This is a genomic window from Azospirillum sp. TSH58, from assembly GCF_003119115.1.
Lineage (GTDB): Bacteria > Pseudomonadota > Alphaproteobacteria > Azospirillales > Azospirillaceae > Azospirillum.
This window is the reverse complement of record NZ_CP022364.1, coordinates 1,331,774-1,346,281: the sequence shown is the minus strand read 5'-3', so window position 1 is coordinate 1,346,281 and position 14,508 is coordinate 1,331,774. Positions and strand designations below refer to the sequence as shown.

The 14,508-nt window shown below is 68.6% G+C and carries 17 protein-coding genes; 12 read left to right on the top strand and 5 right to left on the bottom strand.

The features are described from left to right. The first annotated feature begins 28 nt into the window (after nucleotides 1–28). The 5 genes from TSH58p_RS09915 to TSH58p_RS09895 all read left to right on the top strand — a co-directional run bounded on the left by TSH58p_RS09915 (nucleotide 29) and on the right by TSH58p_RS09895 (nucleotide 3,011). Nucleotides 29–979: a co-chaperone YbbN gene (locus tag TSH58p_RS09915; RefSeq protein ID WP_109072062.1), complete on the top strand. Its 951-nt coding sequence runs from the start codon at nucleotides 29–31 to the stop codon at nucleotides 977–979. A gap of 90 nt (nucleotides 980–1,069) precedes the next feature. Continuing rightward, on the top strand, nucleotides 1,070–1,759 hold the full coding sequence (locus TSH58p_RS09910; protein WP_109072063.1) for an LON peptidase substrate-binding domain-containing protein: 690 nt from the start codon (nucleotides 1,070–1,072) through the stop codon (nucleotides 1,757–1,759). Between the two features lie 51 nt (nucleotides 1,760–1,810). Beyond that, nucleotides 1,811–2,047 (top strand): Trm112 family protein, encoded by a 237-nt coding sequence (locus TSH58p_RS09905; RefSeq protein WP_014238566.1) that lies wholly within the window; start codon nucleotides 1,811–1,813, stop codon nucleotides 2,045–2,047. Further along, nucleotides 2,047–2,451 carry a gamma-butyrobetaine hydroxylase-like domain-containing protein gene (locus TSH58p_RS09900; RefSeq protein ID WP_109072064.1) on the top strand — a complete coding sequence of 135 codons (405 nt, stop codon included), beginning with the start codon at nucleotides 2,047–2,049 and terminating at the stop codon, nucleotides 2,449–2,451. The genes TSH58p_RS09905 and TSH58p_RS09900 overlap by 1 nt, the downstream gene beginning before the upstream one ends. 149 nt (nucleotides 2,452–2,600) lie before the next feature. Next, complete coding sequence (locus TSH58p_RS09895; protein WP_146205939.1) at nucleotides 2,601–3,011, top strand: hypothetical protein; 411 nt, start codon at nucleotides 2,601–2,603, stop codon at nucleotides 3,009–3,011. 150 nt (nucleotides 3,012–3,161) lie between these two features. Here the strand turns inward: TSH58p_RS09895 and TSH58p_RS09890 are convergent, their stop codons facing one another. Then, on the bottom strand, nucleotides 3,162–3,518 hold the full coding sequence (locus TSH58p_RS09890) for a cupin domain-containing protein (protein WP_109072066.1): 357 nt from the start codon (nucleotides 3,516–3,518) through the stop codon (nucleotides 3,162–3,164). Between the two features lie 27 nt (nucleotides 3,519–3,545). Beyond that, nucleotides 3,546–4,232: an HAD family hydrolase gene (locus TSH58p_RS09885; protein WP_014238562.1), complete on the bottom strand. Its 687-nt coding sequence runs from the start codon at nucleotides 4,230–4,232 to the stop codon at nucleotides 3,546–3,548. Between the two features lie 311 nt (nucleotides 4,233–4,543). Here TSH58p_RS09885 and TSH58p_RS09880 point away from each other — a divergent pair, with 311 nt between their 5' ends. Continuing rightward, complete coding sequence (locus TSH58p_RS09880; protein ID WP_014238561.1) at nucleotides 4,544–4,762, top strand: DUF1127 domain-containing protein; 219 nt, start codon at nucleotides 4,544–4,546, stop codon at nucleotides 4,760–4,762. 164 nt (nucleotides 4,763–4,926) lie between these two features. Here the strand turns inward: TSH58p_RS09880 and TSH58p_RS09875 are convergent, their stop codons facing one another. Further along, nucleotides 4,927–6,063: a type III PLP-dependent enzyme gene (locus TSH58p_RS09875; protein WP_109072067.1), complete on the bottom strand. Its 1,137-nt coding sequence runs from the start codon at nucleotides 6,061–6,063 to the stop codon at nucleotides 4,927–4,929. Between the two features lie 442 nt (nucleotides 6,064–6,505). On the opposite strand from TSH58p_RS09875, the gene TSH58p_RS09870 reads away from it, so the two are divergent. Further along, the gene (locus TSH58p_RS09870; protein ID WP_109072068.1) at nucleotides 6,506–6,982 is read left to right on the top strand and encodes an MgtC/SapB family protein; all 477 of its coding nucleotides are present in this window, start codon (nucleotides 6,506–6,508) and stop codon (nucleotides 6,980–6,982) included. Here TSH58p_RS09870 and TSH58p_RS09865 read toward each other — a convergent pair. Then, on the bottom strand, nucleotides 6,966–8,150 hold the full coding sequence (locus TSH58p_RS09865) for a multidrug effflux MFS transporter (RefSeq protein ID WP_109072069.1): 1,185 nt from the start codon (nucleotides 8,148–8,150) through the stop codon (nucleotides 6,966–6,968). The genes TSH58p_RS09870 and TSH58p_RS09865 overlap by 17 nt on opposite strands. Nucleotides 8,151–8,217: 67 nt before the next feature. Further along, nucleotides 8,218–9,036 (bottom strand): M48 family metallopeptidase, encoded by an 819-nt coding sequence (locus tag TSH58p_RS09860; protein WP_109072070.1) that lies wholly within the window; start codon nucleotides 9,034–9,036, stop codon nucleotides 8,218–8,220. Between the two features lie 198 nt (nucleotides 9,037–9,234). On the opposite strand from TSH58p_RS09860, the gene TSH58p_RS09855 reads away from it, so the two are divergent. The 5 genes from TSH58p_RS09855 to ugpE all read left to right on the top strand — a co-directional run bounded on the left by TSH58p_RS09855 (nucleotide 9,235) and on the right by ugpE (nucleotide 14,507). Next, nucleotides 9,235–10,365 carry a HAMP domain-containing sensor histidine kinase gene (locus TSH58p_RS09855; RefSeq protein WP_109072071.1) on the top strand — a complete coding sequence of 377 codons (1,131 nt, stop codon included), beginning with the start codon at nucleotides 9,235–9,237 and terminating at the stop codon, nucleotides 10,363–10,365. A gap of 206 nt (nucleotides 10,366–10,571) precedes the next feature. Then, the gene (locus TSH58p_RS09850; protein ID WP_109072072.1) at nucleotides 10,572–10,964 is read left to right on the top strand and encodes a hypothetical protein; all 393 of its coding nucleotides are present in this window, start codon (nucleotides 10,572–10,574) and stop codon (nucleotides 10,962–10,964) included. A 312-nt stretch (nucleotides 10,965–11,276) separates the two neighbouring features. Next, the gene (gene ugpB / locus TSH58p_RS09845) at nucleotides 11,277–12,614 is read left to right on the top strand and encodes a sn-glycerol-3-phosphate ABC transporter substrate-binding protein UgpB (protein WP_109072073.1); all 1,338 of its coding nucleotides are present in this window, start codon (nucleotides 11,277–11,279) and stop codon (nucleotides 12,612–12,614) included. A 139-nt stretch (nucleotides 12,615–12,753) separates the two neighbouring features. Beyond that, entirely contained in the window at nucleotides 12,754–13,638 is an 885-nt protein-coding gene (gene ugpA, locus TSH58p_RS09840) for a sn-glycerol-3-phosphate ABC transporter permease UgpA (RefSeq protein WP_109072074.1), read from the top strand. After that, the gene (gene ugpE / locus TSH58p_RS09835; RefSeq protein ID WP_109072075.1) at nucleotides 13,635–14,507 is read left to right on the top strand and encodes a sn-glycerol-3-phosphate ABC transporter permease UgpE; all 873 of its coding nucleotides are present in this window, start codon (nucleotides 13,635–13,637) and stop codon (nucleotides 14,505–14,507) included. Before ugpA ends, ugpE begins: the two co-directional genes overlap by 4 nt. Nucleotide 14,508 lies beyond the last annotated feature (1 nt).

The window sequence follows — 14,508 nt, the reverse complement described above, 5'->3', positions numbered from 1 at the left end:
CGAGATCGCAAAGGGATACGTGACCGCCATGTTCTCCATTCCGCCCGCCAACAAGCCCGCTGCCGCCGGTGCCGCTCCCGCTGCCGGTGACCTGATCAAGGACAGCAGCGACCGCGCCTTCATGGTCGACGTCATCGAGGCGTCGCAGTCCGTGCCGGTGATCGTCGATTTCTGGGCGCCCTGGTGCGGCCCGTGCAAGCAGCTCGGCCCGATCCTGGAAAAGACGGTGCTGGCCGCGAAGGGCAAGGTGCGGCTGGTCAAGATCGACACCGACAAGGACCCGATGATCGCCTCGCAGCTCCGCGTGCAGTCGATCCCGGCGGTCTACGCCTTCTTCCAGGGGCGTCCGGTGGACGGCTTCATGGGCGCCCTGCCGGAGTCGCAGATCAAGGCCTTCGTGGAGAAGCTGGTGAAGCTGGCCGGCGCCGCGGGCGGCGGCGAGGGCGACATCCTGGAGGAGGCGATGGCCCAGGCCAAGGAGGCGCTGGAGGCCGGCGACACCCAGACCGCCTCGGAGATCTACGGCGAGATCCTGCAGGCCGATCCGGAGAACCTGAACGCCGCCGCCTACGCCGGGCTGGTCCGCTGCCTGATCGTCAACGACGACCTGGCCCGCGCCAAGCAGATGCTCGACAAGGTGCCGGAGCAGATCGCCAAGGACAAGGAGATCGCCGCGGTGCGCAGCGCGCTGGAGGTCGCCGAGCAGGCCGCCAACGCCGGCCCGATCCCGGAACTGATGGAGAAGGTCGCCCACAACCACGACGACCACGAGGCCCGCTTCGACCTCGCGCTCGCGCTGTTCGCCGCCGGCAAGCGCGAGGCCGCGGTGGACGAGCTTCTGGAGCTGGTGCGCCGCGACCGCGCCTGGAACGACGAGGCCGCCCGCAAGCAGCTCGTCAAGTTCTTCGAGGCCTTCGGCCCGACCGATCCGCTGACGGTGCAGAGCCGCCGCCGGCTGTCCTCGATCCTGTTCCGCTGATCACGGGGGCGGCCGCGGGCCGTTGTCGTTCGCGGCCGCTTCGTTCGTGATCGCTCTGTTCGCCGTGCCCGGGGGTTCTATATTCGTCGCATGAGCCGGAACCCCATCGACCCGTCAACGGACCGCCTGCCGCGGCAGCTCCCGATCTTCCCGCTTGCGGGAGTCCTGCTGCTGCCGCGCGGGCGTCTGCCGCTGAACATCTTCGAGCCGCGCTACCTCGCGATGGTCGAGGACGCGCTGGCCGGCGACCGCATGATCGGCATGGTCCAGCCGACCGACCCCGCCTGCCGCCTGCGCGAGCCGGCGGTCTACGGCACCGGCTGCGCCGGGCGGATCACCAGCTTCGCCGAGACGGAGGATGGCCGCTACCTGATCACCCTGACCGGCGTCAGCCGCTTCGCGATCATGCGGGAGCTGGAGGGCCAGCGCGGCTACCGCCGCGTCGCCGCGGACTGGGACCGCTTCTCCGGCGACCTGATCGACCCGCTGGAGCGCGGCGGGGCCGACGGCTGCGGGCTGGATCGCGCGCGTCTGCTGGCCGGGCTGAAGGGCTATTTCAGGATGCAGGGGCTGTCGGTCGACTGGAAGGCCATCGACGGGACGCCGGACGAACGGCTGGTCACCTCGCTGGCCATGATCTGCCCCTTCTCAGCCAGCGAAAAGCAGGCCCTTCTGGAGACGCCGGACCTGCCGGAGCGCGCGAAGCTCTTGATCGCCCTGGTCGAGATGGCCATTCTCGACGGCCACGAGGGCGACGGCGGCGGCGCGCTGCGTCACTGACGACCACGTCCTTCAACCGACACTGCACTCTCCGACTGCGAGGCCCGATCCATGAGCGCCCACCCCCACGACGATACGCCCGCCGACGGCAAGACGCAGGCGCGCGTCGATCCGAAGCTTCTGGAGATCCTCGTCTGCCCGCTGACCAAGGGTCCGCTGCGCTATGACGCCGAGCGCGCCGAGCTGATCAGCGACCGCGCCGGGCTGGCCTACCCGATCCGCGACGGCATTCCGATCATGCTGATCGACGAGGCCCGCAGCCTCGACGGGAAGCCGGGGGCGGCCTGATGTCCGACGAGCAATTCGCGTCGGATGCCTTCGGCACGAAGCATTGGCCGGTGGAAGTCCGGCTGAAGAAGGAGGAGAAGCGGCTGGAGGTCGATTTCGACAACGGCCGGACCTTCTCCTATCCGGCAGAGTTCCTGCGCGTCCACAGCCCCAGCGCCGAGGTGCAGGGCCACGGCCCCGGCCAGAAGCAGACCGTCTCGGCCCGCCGCCATGTCGGCATCATGAGCCTGGAGGCGATCGGCCATTACGCCCTGCGGATCGTCTTCGACGACCTGCACGACAGCGGCATCTATTCCTGGAAGCTGCTGTACGAGCTGGGCGAGGACCAGGACCGCCTGTGGGCGGAATATCTGGCGGAACTGGAGGCCAAGGGCCTGAGCCGCGATCCCCGCGGCCGGCGCTGACGGGACGGAAGGCGGGGCGCGGCATCCGGTCGCGGCTCCGCTTTTTTCCGTGTGGCCTTTCCGGGCGCCGGGGCGCGGCGTGTTGCGCTTTCGTGAAAAGGGCGTAGATAACGGCCCATCGACCGTTCCTCCGCCGCAGGATGACCGCCGTGACCGCGACCGACCCGACCGGCGCGACCGCCACCCCGACCGCCAGCCCGACCGCCACCCCGGCCAAGACTCCTGACGCCGAGTCGCCGCCCGCGGGTGGCGCCGGACTGCCCGTTCCCGCCAAGCCCGCCCCGGACGCGGCCCCCGGCGATCCGCCGCCGGTGGCGAGCGGCTGGGGCTGGTCGGGCGGCTACGGACGGCGCGGCAGCGCCCTGCGGCAGAAGCTGGCCGCGCATCTGGCGGCCCGGCGGCGCAAGCGGCGCGCCTGGGCGCGCGACGTCGCGCGGGTCGTCCTGGTGCTGTCGATCATGGCGCTGTGCGCGCTGGCCGTGGAGATCGGGCGCAAGGCGGTGGTCGTGCTGAACCGCGCCGACCTGGGCGCCGTCCACCTGTTCGGGGAGCGAAGCTGAAGCGCTTGATGTTCCCTCTCCCCTCTGGGGAGAGGGTTAGGGTGAGGGGGGTGCGCTTTTGCCGAACTTCCCGCCACGCGCATCCCCCTCACCGGCCCTTCGGGCCACCCTCTCCCCGGAGGGGAGAGGGCTGAGGATGGCGTGATCTGCTCAGGGAAGAATGACCACGTAGCGTTTCGTCGTGGTCTCCAGCACCTCCCACACGCCGTCGAAACCCGGCTCCAGCGTGAAGCGGTCGCCCGGGCCGACGACCCAGCGGCGCCCGTCGGCGTGGCTGATGGCGCTTCGGCCCTCCAGGATCTCGCAATACTCCCACTCGTCGTAGACGATCCGCCAGGAGCCGGGGGTGGAACGCCAGACGCCGGCGAAGCGCTTGCCGTCCGCCGATTCGTACTCGTTCCAGGTGGTGAAGACCGGGGCGCCGGACAGGACGCGGTCGGCGGCCGGGCCACCGGTCTCGGGCTCCACGGCGGGGCGGGCGGGGTCGGTCAGCAGGGCGAAGCTCATCGGGGTCTCCCTTTCACCACGTTCCCTTCACCAGGCGGCGAGCAGCGGCGGCAGGCCGTGCAGGCTGTCGATGCGGCGGTAGTTCTCGGTGGGCGGCTCGGCCACCTCGTGCGCCCAGGTGACGTGATAGGGCACATGGACGGCGTGGCCGCCGACGGCCAGCACCGGCAGGATGTCCGACCGCACGGAGTTGCCCACCATGACGAAACGCGCCGGGTCCACCCCGTGCCGGTCGAGCAGGCGGCGGTAGGTGGCCGGGTCCTTCTCGCTGACGATCTCGATGGCGTCGAAGCGCCCGGCGAGGCCGGAGCGGGCGATCTTGCTTTCCTGGTCGAACAGGTCGCCCTTGGTGACGAGCAGCAGCCGGTAGCGCCCGGCCAGCCCCTCCACCACCTCCTGCACCCCGTCCAGCAGATCGACCGGGTGTTCCAGCATCGCCTTGCCGAACTCGACGAGGCTCTGGATGTCCCGCCCGCCGATGCGCCCGTCGGTCAGGTCCACCGCCGTCTCGATCATCGACAGGACAAAGCCCTTGATGCCGTAGCCGTAGACGCGGAGGTTCTCGCGCTCGGCCTGCAGCAGCCGTCGGTCGATGTCCGCCGGATCGGCCAAATGGTTGGCGAGCAGCGCGCGGAAGCGGTCCTGCGTCATCGAGAACAGGGACTCGTTGTGCCACAGCGTGTCGTCGCCGTCGAAGGCGATGGTGTCGATCATGGGAAGAACTCGGTGTCGGACGACGGTCGGGATCAGAGGTAGGACGCGCCGCGGCGCCTGTCCAGCGCTCCGTTTCAAACTCGGTTTGTTGGTGAACTGCACAATTTGTGGCGCCCAAAAGCTGTGCATTCGTCCATTATTCTTGCATCGGTGATATTCCTACGACAGCTATCGAGAAAGCTCACGGCTCGCATACCCACATGGCGGTGGCGGGTTTGCGCGGGATGAGCAATATTCTTTCTCACAAAGCGAGGGCGCGGCGGCCACTTCCGGCAGGCCCCCTCGGGACCTTCAAAGATAGGATGACCACCATGGCAATCGCTCTGCGCACGGCCCCCGCCGGCCGTACCCTGCGCCCTGCTCCGGTGGCGTATGTGCTGGACAGCGTTCTGGACACGTTCGCCCTGTGGCGGCAGCGCACCATCACCCGCCGCGAGCTGGCTCGGCTGGACGACCGGATGCTGCACGACATCGGCATCTCCCAGATCGACGTCGAAGGCGAGATCAGCAAGCCGTTCTGGAAGGCTTGATGCCGCCGTCACGGCTGCGGGAGACCGCAAGGAAAAGGGCCGCTCCTGTCTAAGGGAGCGGCCCTTTTCGCATCCGGGTCCCGGCATTCCCGCAAGCGGCCAAAAGAAAAGGCCCCTCCTCCCGAAGGAAGAGGGGCCTTTTGCTTGGCCGAAGCGCCGTCCGATCAGATGCAGATCTGCTGGAGCGGGGCGAAGCCGTTGAAGCAGACCGCCGAGTAGGTCGTCGTGTAGGCCCCCGTGGCGTGGATGCGCACGCGGTCGCCGGCCTTCAGGTCCATCGGCAGCTTGTACTCGGCGCGCTCGTAGAGCACGTCGGCGCTGTCGCAGGTCGGGCCGGCCAGCACGACCGCTTCCGTGTCGCCCTCGCCGTCGTCCCCCATCACCTGGATCGGGTACTGGATCGCCTCGTCCATCGTCTCGGCGAGACCGCTGAACTTGCCGATGTCCAGATAGACCCAGCGCTTCACGTCGTTGGCCGACTTGCGGGAGACGAGGACGACCTCGCTCTCGATGATGCCGGCGTTGCCGACCATGCTGCGGCCCGGCTCCACGATGGCTTCCGGCAGGCGGTTGCCGAAGTGGGTGCGCAGGGACTCGAAGATGGCCTGGCCGTAGGCGGTGGTCTCCGGCACGTCGGTGCGGTAGCGGGTCGGGAAGCCGCCGCCCAGGTTGATCATGCCGAGGTCGACGCCCAGCACCTCAAGCTCGCGGAACAGCTGCGCCACCTGGAAGATGGCGTGGTCCCACTGCATCAGGTCCTTCTGCTGCGAGCCGACGTGGAAGGACACGCCGTAGGGAACGACGTTCATGCCCTTGGCCTTGAGCAGCAGCTCCCGCGCCATGGCGAGGTCGCAGCCGAACTTGCGCGACAGCGGCCACTCGGCGCCCTCGCCGGAGGTCAGGATGCGGCAGAAGACGCGGGCGCCGGGGGCGGCGCGGGCGATCTTCTCAAGCTCCGCCTCGCTGTCGAAGGCGAACAGGCGCACGCCCAGCTCGAAGGCGCGGCGGATGTCCGCTTCCTTCTTGATGGTGTTGCCGTAGGAGATCCGCTCCGGCGCGCAGCCGGCGGCCAGAACCATCTGGATTTCCGGGACGCTGGCGGTGTCGAAGGCCGAGCCCAGACGGGTCAGCAGGCCGAGGATCTCCGGCGCCGGATTGGCCTTCACGGCGTAGAAGATCTTGGCGTCCGGGAGCGCTTCCTCCAGGTCGTGGTAGTTCGCTTCCACGACGTCCAGATCGACGACGAGGCACGGGGTCTGCGGACGCTGCTCTTCGAAAAAGCGCGCAATCTTTTCGGTCATCTCAGTCTCCCGGACGCAAGATGAAGGTGTCGGACAAATTGTGAAAAAGCAGGGGCGGAGCGGCCGAACGCTGCTGACCGGTCAGAAAGAAAAGACGGTCAGGCGTTCAGGCCGCCCATACTGGACTGCCGCGTCGCCTTGCGGGGAAGAGCCGAACTGGACAGAACCGGAAAGAGTCGGAGACGGGTGAGCCGGCGCCCACCCACAACAACATGAACCATCGTAACCTCCAAGACGCCGCCTTGCTTAAGGGACGGTCGGGGATCACGCGTTACGTCGTTGCATAACCACATCTCGAAAAGGACGAGGGGCGGGCCAGCGGCACGTGCGCTTGCGAGTTGCGGTTACATAGATCGAACCGGCCGCCTTTTAAAGTGAAAAATGCGACGGGGCGCAAAAAAGTAGCAAGCGTTACGCAAAGGTAAAAATAGGGAGGAATAACATGGACTTGAGTACGGCCATTCCGGTCTGGGACATGGCGGCCCGGCTGGCCGCGGCGGCGGTTTGCGGGGCGGCGCTGGGACTCGACCGCGAGATCCGGGGCAAGGCGGCGGGGCTGCGCACCCACACGTTGGTGGCCATCAGCGCGGCGGTGACGACCCTGGTTGCGCTGGAACTCTACTGGGGCATGGCCGGGAAGGGCGGCGGGGGCGGAGGCGACATGGACCCGACCCGCGTCATCCAGGGCATCGCCCAGGCCATCGGCTTCATCAGCGCCGGGGTGATGTTCCGCGCCGGGGCCACGGTGCGCGGGGCGACCACCGCGGCGCTGATCTGGATGGCCGGCGCTCTGGGCATCGCCTGCGGGGCCGGCTTCTACCTGCTGGCGGGCATGGCGCTGGCGCTCTGCCTCGCCGTCACCATCGTCTTCTCCTACGCCCTGCGCTGGATTCCGGACTCCGTCAAGTCCGAGGACTGACCAGAAGCCGATGCGCCAGCGCGCCGCCCAGCGCGACCAGCCCGATGGCCGTCATCATGGGAAGCTGGCTGTCCGCGTGGGTGTGCCCGAGCACCACCCCGATCAGCGCCGCCACGGTCATCTGCACGAAGCCGACCAGGGAGGAGGCCAGCCCGGCCATCATCGGGTAGGGACCGACCGCCCCGGCTATGGCGTTGGGCAGGGTCAGCCCGGCCCCCAGCATGAAGAGGAAGACCGGGGCGACCACCGCCGCCAGATGCAGCACCCCGGCCAGGGCCAGCCCCACCCCCAGCAACCCGCCGGCCAGCGAGACCGCCGTGCCGGTGCGGATCATCCGCGGTCCGCCCAGCCGCGCGCTCAGCCGCCCGGCCAGGAAGGAACCCACCGCGTAGCCCAGCACCACCGCGCCGAAGCTCGCCCCGAACTGCGCGGGCGTCAGGTGCAGCCGCCCGATCAGCACGAAGCTGGACCCGGAAATGAAAGCGAAGATGCCGCTGTAGGCGAAGGCCACCGTCAGCATCTGCCCGACGAAGCCGCGGTCGCGCAGCAGCAGCGCGTAGTTGGCGACCAGCCGGCCGGGCTGGAGCGCCGTCTCGTCGCGGTTGGCGTTGGTCTCGCCCATCAGGGCCCAGGTGGCGGCCAGGATCAGGGCGGCGAAGCCGGTCAGCAGCAGGAAGTTGCTCCGCCAGCCGAACCACTCCGTCAGGACGCCGCCCAGGATGGGGCCGGCGGCCGGGGCCAGCGTCATGGCCATCGCCATGTAAGCCAGGACGGTGGCCGCCCGGTCGCGCCCGAAGACGTCGCGCACCACCGCCCGCGCCACCACCGGGCCGCAGCAGGCGCCCAGCGCCTGGAAGAAGCGGGCGACGATCAGCGTCTCGATGTCGTCGGTCAGCGCGCAGGCCGCACTCGCCACCAGATAGATGAAGATGCCGCCGAGCAGGGCGGGCCGCCGCCCGAACCGGTCGGACACCGGCCCGTAGACGAGCTGCGACACCGCGAAGCCGGCGAGGAAGACCGACAGGGTGAGCTGCACCGTGGCGATGTCCGTGTCGAACACGGTGACCAGCGTGGGCAGGGAGGGCAGGTAGAGGTCGGTGGACAGCGGGCCGAAGGCGACGAGCGCCGTCAGCAGCACGCGGACGGTCAGGGAATCGGGACGGGGCATGGACGGGGTCGGGTCGTCGGGGGAGGGGGGAGGTGGCGCACTCTAGCAGAGGCTCGGCGTGGCCCCGTCACGGCGTTTCGGCATGACCGTCATTTGCAGGTGAAACCATTTCCGCTCCTTCGCCGCCTCCCTCGCCGCCACCCTCGCCGTAGCGCAGCAGCCGGGCGCCGTTGGCCTTCAGCCAGAGGCGGGGCGTGCGCACGTCGCCGGTCAGCTGGGCGCACAGCGTCCAGAAGCGCTGGGAGTGGTTCATCTCGCGCAGATGCGCCACCTCGTGCCCCACCACGTAATCCAGAACGGACTCCGGGGTCAGGATCAGCCGCCAGGAGAAGGAGAGGCGTCCGGTGGCCGAGCAGCTTCCCCAACGGCTCTTGGTGTCGCGCACGGTGACGGCGGCGACCCGCGCGCCGATCAGCGCGGCCTTGGCGCGCGACCGTTCGGCCAGCTCCCGCCGCGCCTCGGCCATCAGGAAGTCGCGCACCCGGCGGGCGACATGCTCCGCCCGGCCGCCGACCAGGATCGCGCCGTCCTCGCGCCGGGTCGCCCCGCGCAGGTCCGGGGCGTGCCGGATGACATGGTCGATTCCCAGATAGGGCACCACCGCTCCGTGGGTGAAGGGAAGCTGCGGCGGCAGGGCGGCCAGCCGCGCCCGGACCCAGCCGTCGTGCCGCCCGACGAAGCGCAGCGCCTCGGCCTCCGGGACGCCCACCGGGATCACCACCTGGATCAGCCCGCGGCCGGCGTCCACCCGCAGGGTCATCCGGCGGGCGCGGGCGCTTTCCCGCAACTCCAGCGGCACGGGCAGGCCGGCGACGGCCAGGGCGCGCGGGGCCTTCGGGCGGGGAACCGCGGGCTTGGAGGGGTGGGATTTCCGGCGGAAGAACATACCTGACTTATAGCCCGCGCGGCCGGCTGCGGCCAATGGGGCCGTTGTCTTTCACATTCAAACGGAATTTGTCCCAAGTGAGTCTTGCATGTGACATTTGACTCCGATGGGCAAGTGGCAAGATAAGTATGATGCACTCTCAGTTTTTGCGGTGAAGTTGTGGGCGAGTATACCAGAAAGAACTCAACCGAAGGTCATATGACCAATCGTGCGATCTGGCTTGAGGCTCTGGTCTCCGCCAACGGCGCCGCTCACGCTCTGCTTGGGCTGGACGCGCGGCTTCTCGTGGTCAACCAGGCTTTTGCCGCGGCCTTCGGTCGTCTGCCGGAGGAGGTGGAGGGCCGGGCGTTGACCGACCTGGACGTTCCGGCGGCCATCGTGTCCCAGGTCGAGGCGCAGGTCCGCCGCGCCGTCCTCACCGGGGCGCCGGTGTCGGCCTTCGGCCTGCTGCCCCGGGGCGAGATGGTGCTGAGCCCGGTGCGCGACGCGGACGGGGTGATCACGGCGGTCGCCGCCATCGCCGACACCAACGCCGCCGCCCTGGCCGCCGCCCGCGCCGAAGCCGAGCGGGCGAAGGCCGAGACCGAGCGGGTCCGCCAGGAGGCCGAGACGGGACGCACCGCGATCGGGCGCTTCCTGTCGGCGGCCAGCCACGACCTGCGCCAGCCTTTCCAGGCCATGCATCTGTTCCACCATCTGCTGATGGGCCGCCTGACCGATCCCGGCGCGCGCGACCTCGGCGAGAAGCTGGAGATGTCGATCGAGGCGGCGGAGGGACTTCTGCGCGCCCTGCTGGACGTGTCGAAGCTGGAGGCCGGGCTGGTCCGGACGCAGGTGCAGAGCTTCCCCATCGACGAGACGCTGAGCCGCCTGCTCAACGAATTCGCGCCGGAGGCCGACGCCAAGGCCCTGCGCTTCAACGTCCGTTCCGCCGATGCGGAGGTGAGCACCGACCCGGTGCTGCTGGAGCAGCTTCTGCGCCCCATCCTGTCCAACGCCCTGCGCTTCACCGAGTCGGGCGGCGTGCTGCTGGCGGCGCGGCGGCGCGGCGCGGCGTTGCGCATCGAGGTGTGGGACACCGGCATCGGCATCGCCCCCGCCGACCAGTCGGCGATCTTCGACGACTTCCGCCAGCTCGGCAACCCGAACCGCGACCGCCGGCACGGGCTGGGGCTCGGCCTCGCCATCGTGCGGCGTCTCGCGACGCTGCTGGGCTTGACGGTCTCGCTGCGCTCGGTCCCCGGCAAGGGCTCCGTCTTCGCGGTGGAGGTCCCGCTGGCGGCGGAGAGCGCCGAGGAACGGTCGGTCGAGAAGAGCAGCGCGGCCTGACGGGGCGGGGAAACCCGCCTCCTCCTTCCACCGAACGAACAGAGAGCGTCGTCCTCGCTTGCGCTCTCCGACCCGTCCATCGGCGCGGCTCCGATGGACGATGGAGCGCGCATAATTCCTCCGAAGGCCGGGTCCGTTCACGACCCGCCGGCCCGGGCGTCATGGTCTGGGTGCATCACAGGCGCGGCCTGGGATCGGAGGGAAGCATGCATCGCAAAGCAGGGTTCCGGCTGGCCGGACAACTGGCGGGGTTGGCTGTGACCGCCCTTGTTGCCCTGCCCGCTGCCGCGCAGACGACGAGCCTGGACTGGGACCAGCGCGGCTGCGTCTTCGGCCCCCGGCCCGGTCTGGACCGGCTGGTGCCCGGCTACAATCCCGGTGCGCAGCCTTACTACTGTCCGCCGCCCGCCGCGCTGTACCCCGCCCCGCCGGTCGCGGCCCCGGCGGCGTCGCTCTATCTGTCGGCGCCAAGCCGGTCCCACTGCCTGCTGCGCTCCTCGGGTCTGATGGGGGACAGGCTGTCGCAACTGGCCGGCTCCCTGTGCCGCGACGACGCCGCGCTGTGGGCGCTCGCGCAAAATCGGCACCCCGAGAGATGACGTAAGGGTGATAGTCCGTACTGATACGTACGGCTGATTGACAGCCTTCCCCTCTATCCTTAAGGCTTGCAAAAAAGAAACACATGCGGGGAGGAAAACCATCGATGCCGGCGCAGCACCCGTCACCATCCTAAGTCCCGTTCCGTGCCTTATGCCGGACTGACGTTGCAACCGTGGGAAGCGGATGCGGCGCGTCCGTGCGCGCGCCTGAGGGACACGTCATCAAATCTTCACAAGACCGTCGCGGGACCGCAACCCGCGCCCTGCATGTCAGCACATCACGCAATCGATTGGTTCCAGGGAGAGACCACCATGCTGACCCGCCGCAAGCTCGCCGTCTCGACGGCCGCCTTCGCGCTCGCCGCCGGTTTCACCGGCGCCGCCCACGCCCAGCAGAAAACCGTCATCGAATTCTGGCACGGCCTGCCCCAGCCGCTCGGCGGCCAGCTCGAGCAGGTGGTGAAGAGCTTCAACGAGAGCCAGGACAAGGTCCAGGTCAACCCGACCTTCAAGGGCAGCTATCCGGAGACGATGCAGGCGGCCATCGCCGCCTTCCGCGCCGGCAACGCCCCCCACGTCGTGCAGATGTTCGAGGTCGGCACCGCCACCATGCTGTCCGCCGGCCCGGCCATCAAGCCGGTGCACCAGCTGATGAGCGAGACGGGGTCGGGCCTCGACGCCGCGGCCTACATCCCGGCGGTCCGGGGCTATTACAGCTCCAAGGACGGCAAGATGATGGCCCTGCCGTTCAACAGCTCCACCACCATCACCTTCTACAACAAGGACGCCTTCCAGAAGGCCGGGCTCGACCCCAACAGGCCGCCGGCGACCTGGCCGGAGGTGGCCGACGCGGCGCGCAAGCTGAAGGCGGCCGGCGTGACCTGCCCGATGACCTTCTCCTGGCCGACCTGGACGCAGTTCGAGCAGGTCGGCGCGCTGCACGACAAGCCCTTCGCGTCGGAGGCCAACGGCTTCGGCGGGCTGAACGCCACGCTGAAGATCAACGACCCGTTCTTCGTGAAGCATCTCCAGACGCTGATCGACCTGCAGAAGGAAGGCGCGCTGCGCTACGGCGGGCGCGACAACGCGGCGGACTCGCTGTTCCCGTCGGGTGAATGCGCGATGATCCAGGCCTCGTCCGGCCTGCGCGGGCGCATCGTGAAGGAGGCCAAGTTCAACTGGGGCGCCGCGCCGCTGCCCTACTGGCCGGACGCGATCTCGTCGCCGAAGAACTCGATCATCGGCGGCGCCGCCTTCTGGGTGATGACCTCGCCCAAGCGCACCGCCGACGAGTACAAGGCCGTCGCCGCCTTCTTCAGCCACCTCGCCCGTCCGGAGGTGGACGCCAAGTGGCACATGGACACCGGCTACGTTCCGGTGACGCTCCAGGGCTTCGAGCTGGCGAAGAAGGAAGGCTTCTACGACAAGAACCCCGGCGCCGAGGTGCCGGCGGAGCAGCTGACCCGCACCGCCACCACGGAGAACACCATGGGGCTGCGGCTGGGCAACCTGCCGGAGATCCGCAACATCATCCAGGAGGAGATGGAGAAGGCGTTCCAGGGCCAGCAGACCGCCCAGCAGGCGCTGGACAACGCGGTGAAGCGCGGCGACACGGTCCTGCGCAACTTCGAGCGCGCCAACAAGAACTGAGCGTAACTCCCTCTCCCCCCTGGGGAGAGGGCAGGGGTGAGGGGGATGCGCTTGTGTCGGACGCTCCGCGATGCGCAACCCCCTCACCGGCCCTTCGGGCCACCCTCTCCCCGGAGGGGAGAGGGTTGAAAGGGGTTCCATGCAACGTCGCGTGATTTTCGACAACAGGGCGCTGCCCTACCTGCTGCTGGCGCCGCAGGTGGCGGTGACGCTGATCTTCTTCATCTGGCCGGCGGCGCAGGCGCTGTGGCAGTCGGTGCATCTCCAGGACGCCTTCGGGCTGCGCAGCCAGTTCGTCGGGCTGGAGAATTTCGAGTCGGTGCTGAGCGACCCGAACTATCTGGAGACGGTGAAGACCACCATCATCTTCAGCGCGTCGGTGACCGTCCTGTCGCTGGCCTCCGCGCTGGGGCTGGCGGTGATGGCCGATTCGAAGATCCGGGCGGCGTCTGCCTACAAGACGCTGCTGATCTGGCCCTACGCGCTGGCGCCCGCGGTGGCGGCGGTGCTGTGGATGTTCATCTTCAACCCGGACATCGGCATCCTGGGCCGCGCGCTGAACAACCTCGGCTACGCCTGGGACTACCGGCTGAACGACGGGCAGGCGCTGACCATGGTCATCCTGGCGGCGAGCTGGAAGCAGGTCTCCTACAACTTCATCTTCTTCCTGGCCGGGCTGCAGGCCATCCCGCGCTCCGTGCTGGAGGCGGCGAGCATCGACGGGGCGGGGGCGGTGCGCCGCTTCTGGACGATCACCTTCCCGCTGCTGTCGCCGACCACCTTCTTCCTGCTGGTGGTGAACATCGTCTACGCCTTCTTCGAGACCTTCGGCACGATCCACGCCCTGACCCACGGCGGGCCGGGCAAGGCCACGGAGACGTTGATCTTCCGCGTCTACCAGGACGGCGTGGTCAACCACGACCTCGGCGGCTCCTCGGCGCAGTCGGTGATCCTGATGGTCATCGTCATCGCGCTGACCGCCATCCAGTTCCGCTTCGTCGAGCGCAAGGTGCATTACTCATGACCCGCGACCGTGCCGACCCGCGCTCCGGCGGGCGCCTGATGGACATGGTCCCGCACCTGATCCTGATGCTGGGCGTCCTGATCTTCGCCTTCCCGATCTACGTGACGATCATCGGCTCGACCTGGGACGCCGCCACCATCGGGCGCGGCAACCTGCCGCTGACCCCCGGCGGCGAGATGCTGAACAACTACGCCTCGGCCTGGAGCGAATCGCAGGGCAACCGCGTCATGCACACGCCCGTGCGCATCATGATGTGGAACAGCCTCGTCATGGCGCTGGTCATCGCGCTGGGCAAGATCGCCATCTCGATCATCTCGGCCTACGCGGTGGCCTTCTTCCGCTTCCCGCTGCGCATGGTCTTCTTCTGGATGATCTTCATCACGCTGATGCTGCCGGTGGAGGTGCGCATCATCCCGACCTACGAGGTGGTGGCCAACCTCGGCCTGATCGACAGCTACGCCGGGCTGACCATCCCGTTGATCGCCTCGGCCACGGCGACGCTGCTGTTCCGCCAGTTCTTCCTGACCATCCCGGACGAGCTGGTGGAGGCCGCGAAGATCGACGGGGCGGGGGCGCTGCGCTTCTTCGTGGACGTGGTGCTGCCCCTGTCGCGCACCAACATCGCGGCGCTGTTCGTCATCCTCTTCATCTACGGCTGGAACCAGTATCTGTGGCCGCTGCTGATCACCAACAGCGCGGAGATGGAGACGGTGGTCATCGGCATCACCAAGATGATCGGCAACGGCGAGGCCGCGACCGACTGGAACCTCATCATGGCGACGACGGTGCTGGCCATGCTGCCGCCGGTGGCGGTGGTCGTGCTGATGCAGCGCTGGTTCGTCAAAGGCCTTGTGGACAGCGAGAAATAAG

Coding starts and splice junctions, on each gene's coding strand:
- TSH58p_RS09870 (WP_109072068.1), top strand. CDS start 6,506: ATGGACTTGAGTACGGCCATTCCGGTCTGGGACATGGCGGCCCGGCTG.
- TSH58p_RS09850 (WP_109072072.1), top strand. CDS start 10,572: ATGCATCGCAAAGCAGGGTTCCGGCTGGCCGGACAACTGGCGGGGTTG.
- TSH58p_RS09890 (WP_109072066.1), bottom strand. CDS start 3,518: ATGAGCTTCGCCCTGCTGACCGACCCCGCCCGCCCCGCCGTGGAGCCC.
- TSH58p_RS09855 (WP_109072071.1), top strand. CDS start 9,235: ATGACCAATCGTGCGATCTGGCTTGAGGCTCTGGTCTCCGCCAACGGC.
- ugpB (WP_109072073.1), top strand. CDS start 11,277: ATGCTGACCCGCCGCAAGCTCGCCGTCTCGACGGCCGCCTTCGCGCTC.
- TSH58p_RS09865 (WP_109072069.1), bottom strand. CDS start 8,150: ATGCCCCGTCCCGATTCCCTGACCGTCCGCGTGCTGCTGACGGCGCTC.
- TSH58p_RS09875 (WP_109072067.1), bottom strand. CDS start 6,063: ATGACCGAAAAGATTGCGCGCTTTTTCGAAGAGCAGCGTCCGCAGACC.
- TSH58p_RS09900 (WP_109072064.1), top strand. CDS start 2,047: ATGTCCGACGAGCAATTCGCGTCGGATGCCTTCGGCACGAAGCATTGG.
- TSH58p_RS09880 (WP_014238561.1), top strand. CDS start 4,544: ATGGCAATCGCTCTGCGCACGGCCCCCGCCGGCCGTACCCTGCGCCCT.
- TSH58p_RS09915 (WP_109072062.1), top strand. CDS start 29: ATGTTCTCCATTCCGCCCGCCAACAAGCCCGCTGCCGCCGGTGCCGCT.
- TSH58p_RS09910 (WP_109072063.1), top strand. CDS start 1,070: ATGAGCCGGAACCCCATCGACCCGTCAACGGACCGCCTGCCGCGGCAG.
- TSH58p_RS09905 (WP_014238566.1), top strand. CDS start 1,811: ATGAGCGCCCACCCCCACGACGATACGCCCGCCGACGGCAAGACGCAG.
- ugpE (WP_109072075.1), top strand. CDS start 13,635: ATGACCCGCGACCGTGCCGACCCGCGCTCCGGCGGGCGCCTGATGGAC.
- TSH58p_RS09860 (WP_109072070.1), bottom strand. CDS start 9,036: ATGTTCTTCCGCCGGAAATCCCACCCCTCCAAGCCCGCGGTTCCCCGC.
- TSH58p_RS09885 (WP_014238562.1), bottom strand. CDS start 4,232: ATGATCGACACCATCGCCTTCGACGGCGACGACACGCTGTGGCACAAC.
- ugpA (WP_109072074.1), top strand. CDS start 12,754: ATGCAACGTCGCGTGATTTTCGACAACAGGGCGCTGCCCTACCTGCTG.